The organism is Streptomyces sp. NPDC111520 (genome assembly GCF_055635295.1).
Window position 1 is genome coordinate 419,795 of the sequence record NZ_JBVKBW010000008.1, and the last position, 12,080, is coordinate 431,874.

A 12,080-nucleotide genomic window follows, 5' to 3' on the forward strand; every position below is an offset into this window, starting at 1 on the left:
CGGAGCCCCGTCGCGGCGCGGAGGCGCGATCGCGCCCCACACTGCGTTCCCCGGATGGCCCGAACCCCCGAGCCCTCCGTCCACGGTGTCACCCCACCGGGCTACGCGCCCAGGGCCCACCGGGTGACGGAGGCGGCAGCGGACCCCGACGCGGGCGCGGGGCGGCGGACCGGGACGGGCGGCGGGCCGCTCACGGCGTGCCCGCCGGTCTCACCTCGGCAGGCGCAGCAGCGTCCCGGGGGTGAGCGGGCGGGCCGGATCGGAGCCGACGACGTCCTGGTTGAGCCGGTACAGCTCGGCCGCGCCACCGCTGACGTCGAAGCGCCGGGCCACGCTGTCCAGGGTCTCGCCGGACTGGACGGCGTGCGCACGGCCGGCCAGCCGCAGGCGCTGCGCACAGGTCGGCCAGGCCTCCCAGCCCTGGTCGCGGAGGATCTCCTCGGCGACGGTCACCTGCTGGTCGGGCGTGGCGCGGTCGGGCCGGGACGCCAGGTCGAGGCCACCGTGCTCGGCCCAGGTGGGCTGGAAGATCTGCAGCCCGCCGTAGAAGCCGTTGCCGGTGTTGGTCTTCCAACGGTTGCTGCTCTCGCAGTTCGCGAGCTCCACCCAGACGGGGGCGTGCCCGTCGGCCCGCGCGACGCCGGTGGCGAGGGCCGCCGAGGTGGCGAGCAGGGCGAGCGCGGTCACCGCGGCACGGCGGGGACGGAACATGCGGGCCAGGCTAGGCACGGCGCGGCGGGCGTCGTCGCCCGCCGCGCCGTGGGCGCGTCCCGGGCCCACCCGGTCGGCGCACGGCCGCCGGGTGGTCCGGGGTGCGCGGGAGGTCAGACCGACAGGCGCTGACCCGGCAGGATCAGGTTGGGGTCGGCGCCGATCACGGACCGGTTGACGGCGTACAGCTTCTTCCAGGTCGTCCCGTGGGCGGCCGCGATGCCGCTCAGGGTGTCGCCGCTGCGGACGCTGTAGTCACCGTGCCCCGCCGGCCGGCTCCGGCCGCGGTCGGCGTGGTCGCCGGTACCGCGCGACTGCTTCGCCGGCGCCGGGGCGGTGTGCCGCTGCGTCCTGGGCGCGGCCGGGGCGCTGCCGCGGGCGGGCGCGCTCCCCCGGGCGCCGGCGCGGGCGGAGCAGGTGGGCCAGGCGCCCCAGCCCTGCGCGCGCTGCACCTTGGTGGCGACGGCGATCTGCTGCTCACGGCTCGCCCGGTCGGCGGTGGCCGCGTACGCGGTGCCGCCGTAGGCGCGCCAGGTACCGGCCGAGAACTGGAGTCCTCCGTAGTACCCGTTGCCGGTGTTGATGTGCCAGTTCCCGCCGCTCTCGCAGCTCGCGATGCGGTCCCAGACCCCGTTGCCGGCGGCCTTCGCGGGCCCCGCGGCGGCCATCAGGGCCAGCGGGGTCAGGACGGTGACGCCGGCTGCGACTGCGGACCGGCGGTACTTGGCTGATACGGCCATGGAATCCCTCTCCACGGACCCGGGGTTCCCCCATGGCGCCGTACTCCTGGTACGGCACCCGACGGACGGGTCCCCGCGCATCCGGCGCGGTCCCCGCCCCCTTCGCCCGCCGACCGCCGGCCGTCCTGGCCGCGGTCGCCCTCCGTACGGGCCCTCCCGGGTGGTGCTCCCTGCACACGGCGGGCCAATCTAGGCAGGCTCGCGCTCCGTCACCAAACAAATCCCTTACGTCGCAGGCCACTTGATGGTTACCGGGAGTAAAGACCTATTCAGGACACCGGATTGATGGTGCTTTTTACGGCATGTCCGCACAGCGCATATGCGCCATGTGACCCGTCTCATAGGCGCGGAGGCTTCCGGGGGTGAAAGGTGGGACGAGGAGTGACCGGCTCCGCACCTCCGCTCACCCTCCGCACGCGGACGCACGAGCACGCACCAAGAAGGCCGTGACTCCCGCCACAGATCGGCCGTTGTCACTATGTGCCGGGCGAGGCCCGGCAAAGGAGCCCGTAGCCGTACATTTCCAAGGAGGCTTCAGTGCCGCCCATGCTCGACGTCAGCGACGAGGTACGAGCCGAGATCGGCGATGAGGAGGCGGCACGCCTGCTGGCCGGCGACAGCGCGCCCGGCACGTACGACTGCACCTCCTGCCGCACCCCCGGGGACACCGCCACGGAGCGCACCAGCACGGTGCTGTTCGTCGGCGAGGAGACCGCCGTGCTCGCCTTCGCCCACGCGACCTGCATCCCCTCCCAGGTCGTGCCGGTGTCGGAGGAGCAACTGCAGGGCGCGGTGCAGAGCATCGCCGGCGAGGAGGTGGCCGGTGCCGCGGCGCCGGCCGTGCCCCGCCAGGCGGTGCTCGGCATCACCTGCGGCCTCGTCCTGGTCAAGGAGGAGGTGTGCCCGGCCCTGGTCATCGAACCGACCGGACCGATCGCCCGCCCCGGCGACAACGGCCCGGAGGACGACTTCCTGCCGATCCTCATCGAGCAGGGCTTCCTCCCCGTCAACGACCTGTCCACGCCGCCCTCCCCGCTGCCCGGCTGGTCCGTGCTGCTGGCCATGGGGCAGCTGCACGCCATCCTGCAGCCCGGCTCCGCCGGCGCGTGGTGGCAGGCGCACCAGCCGCTCGCGGTGAGCGAGGGCTGGCGCCAGGCGGTGCACAAGACCAACGAGGTGTACGTGTACGCCGCCCCGCACGGCACCATCGGCCAGCAGCCCCGAGAGGACCTGCTGCGCGACGCCCTCGAGCGCGCCTGCGGGCGCGGGCTCCTCGTCGCGGCGACGATGCCCCTCTCCGGCACCTGATCGCCCCGGCTCCGACCAAAGGCGCGTACGGCTGTCCGTACGCGCCTTTGGCCTATGGCAGTGCATATGCGTGATTCATCCGTACGACCCGCATCCCCGCAGTTGAGCCGCTCGTTGCCACGACGTGCACACCTTTGACGCTTCCTCACGAGCCCAGTACCGGAGCCCCATTCCTCCCATGCGCACCGCGCAGGAGGCGTCCGTGAGTGAGGGCACGCCGATCTACGACGCGCTCTACTCCGAGTACCGCAGGCTGTTCCGCACCCTCCCGGGCGACCGCACCGGTGAGGAGGACCTGCAGTTCAACGCGTTCGGCGACCGCGGTGGCCCCAACTCCCCGTACCGGGCCGGCCGCCACCGCGGCGACCTCCCGGCCCTCCCCCCGGGCCTCGCCGAGAACCGCATGCACGGCGGCCTCTGACCCGCCCCGCACGAACCGCCCGCCCGACCGCCCCTCCAGGAGGCGACCCGGCGGGCGGCGCCATGTCCGGCCCCGGCGGGCCCACTTGCCGCGGCCGGGTTCCGCGCGCCGCCGGACCCACGAAGAACCGCCCGCCCGGTCGGTCCCCTCGGGGACGACCGGGCGGGCGGCGGAACACCGTGCCCTCGCGGGGACTACTTCTTGCGGCCGCGCTTCTCCCGCACCCGCACCGACACCTGGATCGGCGTCCCCGCGAACCCGAACTCCTCACGCAGCCGGCGCTCGATGAAGCGGCGGTAGCCCGCCTCCAGGAAGCCGGAGGCGAAGAGCACGAAGCGCGGGGGCTTGGTGCCGGCCTGGGTACCGAAGAGGATGCGGGGCTGCTTGCCGCCGCGGATCGGGTGCGGGTGGGCGGCGACGAGCTCGCCCAGGAAGGCGTTGAGCCGGCCGGTGGGGACCCGGGTCTCCCAGCCCGCCAGGGCGGTCTCGATGGCCGGGACCAGCTTCTCCATGTGGCGGCCGGTGCGGGCGGAGACGTTCACCCGCGGCGCCCACTGGACCTGCACCAGGTCCTTCTCGATCTCGCGCTCGAGGTAGTAGCGCCGCTCCTCGTCCAGCAGGTCCCACTTGTTGTAGGCGATGACGATGGCGCGGCCCGCCTCGACGGCCAGCGAGATGATGCGGGTGTCCTGCTCGGCCAGCGTCTCGCCCGCGTCGATCAGGACGACCGCGACCTCGGCCTTCTCCAGGGCGGCCGCGGTACGCAGCGAGGCGTAGTAGTCCGCGCCCTCCTGCAGGTGGACGCGGCGGCGGATGCCCGCGGTGTCCACGAACTTCCAGGTCTTGCCGCCGAGGTCGATGAGCTCGTCGACCGGGTCGCGGGTCGTGCCGGCCAGCTCGTTGACGACGACGCGCTCCTCCCCGGCCACCTTGTTCAGCAGCGAGGACTTGCCGACGTTCGGGCGGCCGATCAGCGCGACCCGGCGCGGGCCGCCGATGGCGTTGGCGAAGGACTGCATCGGCGCCTCGGGAAGCGCCTCCAGCATCGCGTCCAGCAGGTCGCCCGTGCCGCGGCCGTGCAGCGACGAGACGGGGAAGGGCTCGCCCAGGCCGAGGTTCCACAGCATGGCGGCGTCCGCCTCGCCCGAGGGGCCGTCGACCTTGTTGGCGGCCAGCACGACCGGCTTGCCGGCCTTGCGGAGCAACCTGACGACGGCCTCGTCGGTGTCGGTCGCGCCGACCGTGGCGTCCACCACAAAAACGACGGCGTCGGCGGCGTCGATCGCGAACTCGGCCTGCGCGGCCACGGAGGCGTCGATGCCGAGGACGTCCTGCTCCCAGCCGCCGGTGTCGACGATCTTGAAGCGGCGACCGTTCCAGTCCGCCTCGTACGTGACGCGGTCACGGGTGACGCCGGGGCGGTCCTCGACGACCGCCTCTCGGCGGCCGATGATCCGGTTCACCAGAGTCGACTTGCCGACGTTCGGACGGCCGACGACCGCGACGACCGGCAGCGGGCCGTGACCCGCCGCGGCGAGGTCGCCCGCGACCTCGTCGAGGTCGAAGCCCTCCTCGGCGGCGAGCTCCATGAACTCGGCGTACTCGGCGTCGCCGAGCGCGCCGACTTCGCCGTACTCGTTCTCGATGTCCATGAAAGCTTCTCCGTCGATCGTCAAATGTGCGGGCGCTTGCACGCCCCAGAGTGGATCAGGCCGCCGCTAGGAGGCGCGGCCCGTGGTACGCCGGGCGTACTCGAGGTGGCCGGTCAGGTGCTTCTGGATGCGCACGGTGGCGGCGTCCAGCGCGGTACGCGTACGGCGGCCGCTGCCGTCGCCGGCGTCGAAGGGGTCGCCGAAGACGACGTCCACCCGGCTGCGCACCGGCGGCAGACCGCGGATCAGCCGTCCCGGCCGGGACGTGCCGAGGACCGCGACCGGCACTATGGGCGCGCCGGAGCGCACCGCGAAGTACGCCAGGCCCGCCCGCAGGTCGGCGAAGTCGCCCTCGCCGCGGGTGCCCTCAGGGAAGATCCCGAGCACCCCGCCGCGCTCCAGCACGCTGAGCGCGCTGGTCACCGCGGTGCGGTCGGTGCTGTGGCGGTCCACCGGGAGCTGGCCGATCCCACGCAGGAACGGGTCCAGCGGCCCGACGAACGCCTCCTTCTTGATCAGGAAGTGCACCGGGCGCGGGCAGGTGCCCATGAGCACCGGCCCGTCCACGTAGTGCGAGTGGTTCACGGCCAGGATCACCGGGCCCGCGGCCGGCAGCCGCCAGGCGCCGAGCACCCGGGGCCGCCAGAGGCTGTGGATGATCCCGATGCCGAGGCGGCGGCCGACCGCCACGCCCTTCGGCCCGGGAACCGCGGAGGTGTCGCTCACGAAGCGGCCCGCTTCTCCTCGATCAAGGTGACGACGCACTCGATGACCTGGTCGAGGGTGAGCTCGCTGGTGTCGACCTCGAGGGCGTCGTCCGCCTTCGCCAGCGGGGAGGTCTTGCGGCCGGAGTCGGCCGCGTCGCGGCGTACCAGGGCCTCCCGGGTCGCCACGAGGTCGACCTGGGCGCCGCCGGTGGCCGTCAGCTCGCCGCCGCGGCGGGCGGCGCGGGCCTCCGGGGAGGCGGTGAGGAAGATCTTGACGGTGGCGTCCGGGAGCACCGTGGTGCCGATGTCCCGGCCCTCGACGACGATGCCGGCCGGCGCGGCGGCGGCCGCGTCACGCTGGAGCCCGACCAGGCGGGTGCGCACCTCGGGCACCGCGCTGACGGCGCTGACCGCCGCGGTGACCTCCTGGGTGCGGATCGGGCCGGAGGCGTCCAGGCCGTCCACCGTGATCGTGGGCTCCACCGGGTCGGACCCGGACACGATCACGGGCTTCTCGGCGGCGGTCGCCACGGCGGAGGCGTCGTCGATGTCGACGCCGTTGCTCAGCATCCACCAGGTCATCGCCCGGTACTGCGCCCCGGTGTCCAGGTAGCTCAGGCCGAGCTTGGCCGCGACCGCCTTCGAAGTGCTGGACTTGCCAGTGCCCGAGGGGCCGTCGATCGCGACGATCACCGGATTCGACACAGTCGGGGGACCTTCCTTGTGCGTGGAGCAGGTACACGGCTGGCGCAATGCCATCCCCACAAGGTTACCGGCCCACCCATTCGGCTCCGTACCACGATTTCCCGGCCCCCGGCCGGGCGCCCCGCCGCCGCACCGAGGACCACCCGCTCCGGGGCCCGCGGGGCCGCCGGCGCACCGCTCGGACCCGCGTGACGCCACGTCCTCGGAGGGCCGCACCGGACCACGTCCGCGATTCCCCGGGCCCCTGAGGGGCCCCGGGGGGTCAGGCCCGCAGGGACCAGCCGCGGTCCCGCAGGGCCACGGACAGGCGTGCCGCCGCGGCCGGCTCGACCATCAGCTGCACCAGACCCGCCTGCTGCCCCGTCGAGTGCTCGATCCGCACGTCCTCGATGTTGACCCCGGCCGCACCCGCGTCCGCGAAGAGCCGCGCCAGCTCTCCCGGCTGGTCGCCGATGAGGACGGCGACGACCTCGTACGCCTTGGGGGCGGAGCCGTGCTTCCCGGGGACCTTGGCCCGGCCGGCGTTGCCGCGGCGCAGGAGGTCCTCGATGCCGGCGGCGCCGTCGCGGCGCTTGGCGTCGTCCGCGGACTGCAGGGCCCGCAGGGACTCGACGGTCTCCGTCAGGTCGGCGGCGAGGTCGGCGAGGACGTCGGCGACCGGGCCGGGGTTGGCGGAGAGGATGTCGATCCACATGCCGGGCTCGGAACCCGCGACCCGGGTGACGTCGCGGATGCCCTGGCCGCACAGGCGCACCGTACTGTCCTCGGCGTGCTGCAGGCGCGCCGCGACCATGCTGGAGACGAGCTGCGGGGTGTGCGAGACCAGGGCGACGGCACGGTCGTGGGCGTCGGCGTCCATGACGACCGGGACGGCGCGGCAGAGCGCGACCAGCTCCAGGGCGAGGTTGAGCACCTCGGTCTCGGTGACCGGCGTCGGGGTGAGCACCCAGGGGCTGCCCTCGAACAGGTCGGCCGTCGCGGCCAGCGGGCCGGAGCGCTCGCGGCCGGACATGGGGTGGGTGCCGATGTACGAGGTGAGGTCGCAGCCGAGCGCCTCCAGGTCGCGGCGCGGCCCGGACTTCACACTGGCGACGTCGAGATAGCCGCGGGCCAGTCCGCGCCGCTGGGCGTCGGCGACCGTCGCGGCCACGTGGGCCGGCGGCACGGCGATGACCGCCAGGTCGACCCGGCCGGACGGGGGCTCGTCGGTGCCCGCGCCGAGCGCGGCGGCGGTCCGCACCACGGCGGGGTCGTGGTCCTCCAGGTGGACCACCACGCCGCGCGCGGCGAGCGCGAGGGCGGCGGAGGTGCCGATGAGGCCGGTGCCGATGACGAGGGCGGTCCTCACTGCGCGATGTCCTTGCGGAGGGCGGCCGCGGCGCCGAGGTAGACGTGGGAGATCTCGCCCTTGGACAGCCCGGACTCGACGTGGGCGAGGATGCGCACGACCCGGGGCATGGCCCCGGCGATGTCGAGCTCCTGCGCGCAGATCAGCGGCACGTCGGTGATGCCGAGCTTGCGCGCGGCGACCGCCGGGAAGTCGCTGTGCAGGTCCGGGGTGGCGGTGAACCAGACGCTGATCAGGTCGTCCACCGCGATGCCGTTGCGCTCCAGGATGGCGGTGAGCAGCCCGGCGACCTGCTCGTGCATGTGCTCCGCCTCGTCCCGCTCCAGCTGGACGGCTCCGCGGACCGCTCGTACCGCCACGTCATCGCTCCCTGTGTTGCTGCGCGCACGTACCTGGTCAGCGTAGTCGTGGTGGACGGGGTGCGGCGGACACGCCCGCCCTGCGAGACGCACGGGGTGCCGCGGTACACCATGAAGCATGATCTTCCACCTGGTTCCGCTGGACGACTGGCTGCGCGACCCGGACCGTCCGTACGCGCCCTCGTCGCTCGCCGAGGACGGGTTCGTGCACTGCGCGCCCGACGAGGAGGTGGCGCTCGCCGTCGCCGACGCCTTCTACCGGGACACCCCGGGTCCGTTGATGGTGCTGCTGATCGACGAGGAGGCCCTGGAGGCCCGTGTGCTGTGGGAGGACGCCGATCCGGTGCCGCCGCCCGGGGTGCCCGCGGAGACCCGCTTCCCGCACGTGTACGGGCGCGTCAACCGCAGCGCGGTGGTCGGGATGCTGGAGGTGCGGCGGGACGCGGAGGGCCGCGCGGTGGCGCTGGCGGTGTGGTCGTAAGCGCTGCTTTGTCCTGACACGCCCCTGGACGGCGGGGCGGCGGTCCGGTTCGATGGGGGCCTGACCGCGCGGCCTCGGGGGAGGCGGACATGCAGCGTTCCGGACCGCTCCACACGCTCCTGGCGGGGCTGGTGCTCGCCCTGGTCATGCTGTCGCTCAACGCGACGACGGAACCGCCGCCGGCGGGCGCGGACGCCCCGCCGCCCTCGGCGGCTACTCCGGCGACCTCCCCGGCCCCCTCCGGGCCGCCCTCGGCGTCGCGCACGCCCACCCCCTCCCCCACGGCCACGAGGACGGCCGCCCCGCGCCCCGACGCGGACTACGCGGGCCGCACCGGTGACGGCGCGGCGGGCGTCGCGATCGCGTTGCGCGACGGGAAGGCCGTCGCGTACGTCTGCGACGGGCGCACCAAGGAGGCGTGGCTGCGCGGCGAGGTCCGGGACGACGGCCGGATGCGCCTGACCGGTGACCGGGGCGCGCGCCTGGAGGGCACCGTGGAGGGCGGCCGCGTCACCGGCCAGGTGCGGCTGACCGGGCTGGAGCAGCCCTTCACCGCGGGGCACGCGGTGAAGCCGTCCGGTCTGTACCGGGCGACCGCCTCCGTGCGCGGCGCACGGGTCGTCGGCGGCTGGATCGTGCTGCCGAACGGCAAGCAGGTGGGGATCGTCTCGCGCGACGGCGAACCGTCCGCCGCCCCCGCCATCGACCCCGCCACCGGCGCCGTGACCGTCGACGGCACGCAGCTCACCGCACGGCCCATCCCCTGACCGTCCGCCCGCAGGCAGGCAGGAGCGCCCCATGAACGTGGACCCGAACGCCGCCACCACGTCCTTCCCCGCACCGCCGCCGCGGCCCCGGCAGCGGGCCGCCGTGTTCCTCGTCCCCGCGCTCGCCGCCGCGGCGGTCGCCGTCGCCCTGGGCGCGTACGGCAGGGTCCACGACCCGGCGGGCACCGCCTTCAACCTGGCCGGCTTCTCCAGCACGGGCGCGGTCAAGGCGTGGCTCGCCACGGCCGCCTTCGCCCTCGCCCTGGTGCAGGCGGCCTCGGCGCTGGTGATGTACGGCAAGGTGCCCGGCGTCCGCGCCCCCTCCTGGACCGGCGGGCTGCACCGCTGGTCGGGCCGGGCCGCGTTCCTGCTGACCGTCCCGGTCGCCGTGCACTGCCTGTACGCGTTGGGCTATCAGACGTACAGCGGCCGCGTGTTGTGGCACTCGCTGGTCGGGTGCTTCTTTTTCGGGACATTCACCGCAAAGATGCTCCTGCTGCGGGCCGAGCGACTGCCGGACCGGCTGCTGCCGTTCGTCGGCGGGCTGGTCTTCACGGCGCTGACGGTCCTGTGGCTGACGTCCGCGTTGTGGTTCTTCCGAACGGTCGGGGTGACGACATGAAACGACGCATCGTGCTGCTGTCGACGGCGGCGCTTGCGGGATGCAGCAAGTACGGCGAGGAGAGCGCGCCGCAGGCCGCGGCGACCTCGGCGCCACCGGCCTCGGAGCCCGCCTCCGCGCCGGCCGCGGCGCCGGCGTCGCCGCCGGGTTCGGCATCGGCCTCACCGGCCGCGACCCCGGGCGAGGTGCTGGTGAAGACGGCCGACGTGCCCGTGGGCGGCGGCACGGTGCTCACGGACAAGAAGATCGTGGTGACCCAGCCCGAGGCCGGCGAGTACAAGGCCTTCTCGGCCGTCTGCACCCACCAGGGTTGTCTGGTGAACAGCGTCGCCGACGGCACCATCAACTGCCCCTGCCACGGCAGCAAGTTCCGCATCACCGACGCCTCGGTGGTCGCCGGGCCGGCCCCGAAGCCGCTGCCCGCCGAGTCGATCGTCGAAAAAGACGGCGAGATCGTCCTCGCCTAGCCCGTACCATCCCGGTCCATGCGCGACCACGACCTCGTACGCCATCACACCGTCTACGCCTGTGTGATGGGCTCGCGCGCCTTCGGACTGGCCACGGACGGCAGCGACACGGACCGCCGCGGGGTGTACGTCGCGCCCACCCCGCTCTTCTGGCGGTTCGACAAGCCGCCCCGCCACGTGGACGGTCCGGAGCGCGAGCAGTTCTCCTGGGAGCTGGAGCGGTTCTGCGAGCTCGCGCTGCGCGCCAACCCCAACATCCTGGAGTGCCTGCACTCCCCCCTGGTCGAGCACGTGGACGACACCGGCAGGGAACTGCTCGCCCTGCGCGGCGCCTTCCTGTCCCGGCACGTCCACGAGAGCTTCGCCCGCTACGCCACGGGCCAGCTGCGGAAGCTGGAGGCCGACGTCCGCACGCACGGCGCGCCCCGCTGGAAGCACGCCATGCACCTGCTGCGGCTGCTGATCAGCGCCCGCGACCTGCTGCGCACCGGCGAGCTGCGCATCGAGGTCGGCGAGCACCGCGAGCGGCTGCTCGCGGTCAAGCGGGGCGAGGTGGGCTGGTCCCAGACGGAGGTCTGGATGCGCCGGCTGTACGAGGAGGCGGCGGCCGCCGCCTCGCGCAGCCCGCTCCCGGACGAGCCGGACCGGGCCCGCGTCGAGGACTTCCTGTTCCGGGTCCGGCGGGCGTCAGCCGCCGTCGCCGTCCCACAGGGCGCCGAAGGCCAGTAGTTCGTCCCGGTGCTCGAGGTGCTCCAGCCAGGCCTCCGGCCAGGCCGCCAGGCCGTGGTGCGCGCCGGCGAAGGCGCCCGTCAGGCAGGCGATGGAATCGGAGTCCCCGGAGGAGCACGCCGCCCGGCGCACCGCGGTCACGGGCTCGTCCGGGAAGAGCAGGAAGCACAGCAGACCGGTCGCCAGGGCCTCCTCGGCGATCCATCCGGCGCCGGTCGCCAGGCACGGATCGGCCTCGCGGTCGGGCGCCGCGAGCGCCGCGTCGAGGCGGTCGAGCGCCTCGACGCACTCGTCCCAGCCACGGCGGACGAAGGCCGGCGGGCCGTGGTCGTGGGCGCGCAGCCACAGGTCCCCGAGCCACCACTCGTGGTAGGTGTCGCGCTGCTGCGCCGCGTAGCCGCGCAGCAGGCCGGTGAGTTCCGCCGGCTCCGCGCCCCCCGCGAGCAGGTGGACGGCGTGCGCGGTGAGGTCGGAGGCCGCGAGCGCCGTGGGGTGGCCGTGGGTGAGCGCGGACTGCAACTGCGCCGCCCCGGACCGCTCGTCGGGGCGCAGCCCGGGGACGAGCCCGATCGGGGCGACCCGCATGTTCGCGCCGCAGCCCTTGGAGCCCGTCTGGCTGGCCTCCTGCCAGGGCCGGTCCGGATGGTCCAGCTTCGCGCAGGCGACCAGGCAGGTGCGGCCGGGGGCGCGGTTGTTGTCGGGCGAGTGGTACCAGTCGACGTACTCCTCGCGCACCGGGCGGGCCAGCCGGGACGGCGTGAGGGGGCCGCGTTCCGTCGCCGTGCGCAGCCCGCGCGCGAGGGCGAGGGTCATCTGCGTGTCGTCGGTGACGAAGGCCGGGCGGGGCAGTTCCATCTCCCGCCACGGGCCGCACTTGGCCAGGATCGACGGGACGTCGTTGAACTCCGTGGGGAAGCCGAGCGCGTCACCGATCGCCAGCCCCGCCATCGCCCCCGATGCGGCGCGTCTCATACGGCGGCCACCCGGGTGCGGACGACCAGGTCGTGGAGGGCGTCGTAGCCGTCGGCTCGCCGGGCAGCCGGGTGTCGCGCTGCGCGTCGTC

At 74.3% G+C, this 12,080-nt stretch carries 15 protein-coding genes; 7 read left to right on the plus strand and 8 right to left on the minus strand.

Annotation, left to right across the window (positions count from 1 at the left end; all coding sequences use genetic code 11):
* Positions 1 to 210: 210 nt before the first annotated feature.
* Both ACZ7MY_RS21825 and ACZ7MY_RS21830 read right to left on the minus strand, forming a co-directional pair.
* The gene (locus ACZ7MY_RS21825; protein WP_499603817.1) at positions 211 to 711 is read right to left on the minus strand and encodes a LysM peptidoglycan-binding domain-containing protein; all 501 of its coding nucleotides are present in this window, start codon (positions 709 to 711) and stop codon (positions 211 to 213) included.
* Between the two features lie 113 nt (positions 712 to 824).
* On the minus strand, positions 825 to 1,451 hold the full coding sequence (locus ACZ7MY_RS21830) for a LysM peptidoglycan-binding domain-containing protein (protein ID WP_499603819.1): 627 nt from the start codon (positions 1,449 to 1,451) through the stop codon (positions 825 to 827).
* A 537-nt stretch (positions 1,452 to 1,988) separates the two neighbouring features.
* Between ACZ7MY_RS21830 and ACZ7MY_RS21835 the strand changes: the two genes are divergently transcribed.
* Positions 1,989 to 2,759, plus strand: a complete 771-nt coding sequence (locus ACZ7MY_RS21835; protein ID WP_499603821.1) for a DUF8842 C-terminal domain-containing protein — start codon at positions 1,989 to 1,991, stop codon at positions 2,757 to 2,759.
* Between the two features lie 202 nt (positions 2,760 to 2,961).
* Positions 2,962 to 3,180, plus strand: coding sequence for a hypothetical protein (locus tag ACZ7MY_RS21840; protein WP_499603822.1), 219 nt, complete (start codon positions 2,962 to 2,964; stop codon positions 3,178 to 3,180).
* Positions 3,181 to 3,374: 194 nt separating this feature from the next.
* On the opposite strand, the gene der is transcribed toward ACZ7MY_RS21840, so the two are convergent.
* The 5 genes from der to aroH form a co-directional block, all read right to left on the minus strand.
* Positions 3,375 to 4,832, minus strand: a complete 1,458-nt coding sequence (gene der, locus ACZ7MY_RS21845; protein ID WP_499603823.1) for a ribosome biogenesis GTPase Der — start codon at positions 4,830 to 4,832, stop codon at positions 3,375 to 3,377.
* Positions 4,833 to 4,898: 66 nt separating this feature from the next.
* A complete protein-coding gene (locus ACZ7MY_RS21850) occupies positions 4,899 to 5,558 on the minus strand; it encodes a lysophospholipid acyltransferase family protein (RefSeq protein WP_499603825.1) in 660 nt (219 codons plus the stop codon).
* A complete protein-coding gene (gene cmk / locus ACZ7MY_RS21855; RefSeq protein ID WP_499603826.1) occupies positions 5,555 to 6,298 on the minus strand; it encodes a (d)CMP kinase in 744 nt (247 codons plus the stop codon). The genes ACZ7MY_RS21850 and cmk overlap by 4 nt, the downstream gene beginning before the upstream one ends.
* Positions 6,299 to 6,506: 208 nt before the next feature.
* A complete protein-coding gene (locus tag ACZ7MY_RS21860; protein ID WP_499603828.1) occupies positions 6,507 to 7,592 on the minus strand; it encodes a prephenate dehydrogenase in 1,086 nt (361 codons plus the stop codon).
* A complete protein-coding gene (gene aroH, locus ACZ7MY_RS21865) occupies positions 7,589 to 7,951 on the minus strand; it encodes a chorismate mutase (RefSeq protein ID WP_499603830.1) in 363 nt (120 codons plus the stop codon). Before aroH ends, ACZ7MY_RS21860 begins: the two co-directional genes overlap by 4 nt.
* A 118-nt stretch (positions 7,952 to 8,069) precedes the next feature.
* Here aroH and ACZ7MY_RS21870 point away from each other — a divergent pair, with 118 nt between their 5' ends.
* From ACZ7MY_RS21870 to ACZ7MY_RS21890, 5 genes are all read left to right on the plus strand, one after another.
* Entirely contained in the window at positions 8,070 to 8,432 is a 363-nt protein-coding gene (locus ACZ7MY_RS21870) for a DUF952 domain-containing protein (RefSeq protein WP_499603832.1), read from the plus strand.
* 89 nt (positions 8,433 to 8,521) lie between these two features.
* On the plus strand, positions 8,522 to 9,199 hold the full coding sequence (locus ACZ7MY_RS21875) for a hypothetical protein (RefSeq protein ID WP_499603834.1): 678 nt from the start codon (positions 8,522 to 8,524) through the stop codon (positions 9,197 to 9,199).
* A 31-nt stretch (positions 9,200 to 9,230) separates the two neighbouring features.
* Complete coding sequence (locus ACZ7MY_RS21880) at positions 9,231 to 9,821, plus strand: DUF6529 family protein (protein ID WP_499603835.1); 591 nt, start codon at positions 9,231 to 9,233, stop codon at positions 9,819 to 9,821.
* Positions 9,818 to 10,288 carry a Rieske (2Fe-2S) protein gene (locus ACZ7MY_RS21885; protein ID WP_499603837.1) on the plus strand — a complete coding sequence of 157 codons (471 nt, stop codon included), beginning with the start codon at positions 9,818 to 9,820 and terminating at the stop codon, positions 10,286 to 10,288. Before ACZ7MY_RS21880 ends, ACZ7MY_RS21885 begins: the two co-directional genes overlap by 4 nt.
* A gap of 18 nt (positions 10,289 to 10,306) precedes the next feature.
* Entirely contained in the window at positions 10,307 to 11,017 is a 711-nt protein-coding gene (locus tag ACZ7MY_RS21890; RefSeq protein WP_499603839.1) for a nucleotidyltransferase domain-containing protein, read from the plus strand.
* Here ACZ7MY_RS21890 and ACZ7MY_RS21895 read toward each other — a convergent pair.
* Entirely contained in the window at positions 10,976 to 11,989 is a 1,014-nt protein-coding gene (locus tag ACZ7MY_RS21895) for an ADP-ribosylglycohydrolase family protein (protein ID WP_499603902.1), read from the minus strand. The genes ACZ7MY_RS21890 and ACZ7MY_RS21895 overlap by 42 nt on opposite strands.
* Between the last annotated feature and the right edge of the window lie 91 nt (positions 11,990 to 12,080).

Coding starts and splice junctions, on each gene's coding strand:
- ACZ7MY_RS21870 (WP_499603832.1), top strand. CDS start 8,070: ATGATCTTCCACCTGGTTCCGCTGGACGACTGGCTGCGCGACCCGGAC.
- cmk (WP_499603826.1), bottom strand. CDS start 6,298: ATGGCATTGCGCCAGCCGTGTACCTGCTCCACGCACAAGGAAGGTCCC.
- der (WP_499603823.1), bottom strand. CDS start 4,832: ATGGACATCGAGAACGAGTACGGCGAAGTCGGCGCGCTCGGCGACGCC.
- ACZ7MY_RS21890 (WP_499603839.1), top strand. CDS start 10,307: ATGCGCGACCACGACCTCGTACGCCATCACACCGTCTACGCCTGTGTG.
- ACZ7MY_RS21830 (WP_499603819.1), bottom strand. CDS start 1,451: ATGGCCGTATCAGCCAAGTACCGCCGGTCCGCAGTCGCAGCCGGCGTC.
- ACZ7MY_RS21875 (WP_499603834.1), top strand. CDS start 8,522: ATGCAGCGTTCCGGACCGCTCCACACGCTCCTGGCGGGGCTGGTGCTC.
- ACZ7MY_RS21885 (WP_499603837.1), top strand. CDS start 9,818: ATGAAACGACGCATCGTGCTGCTGTCGACGGCGGCGCTTGCGGGATGC.
- ACZ7MY_RS21895 (WP_499603902.1), bottom strand. CDS start 11,989: ATGAGACGCGCCGCATCGGGGGCGATGGCGGGGCTGGCGATCGGTGAC.
- ACZ7MY_RS21825 (WP_499603817.1), bottom strand. CDS start 711: ATGTTCCGTCCCCGCCGTGCCGCGGTGACCGCGCTCGCCCTGCTCGCC.
- ACZ7MY_RS21880 (WP_499603835.1), top strand. CDS start 9,231: ATGAACGTGGACCCGAACGCCGCCACCACGTCCTTCCCCGCACCGCCG.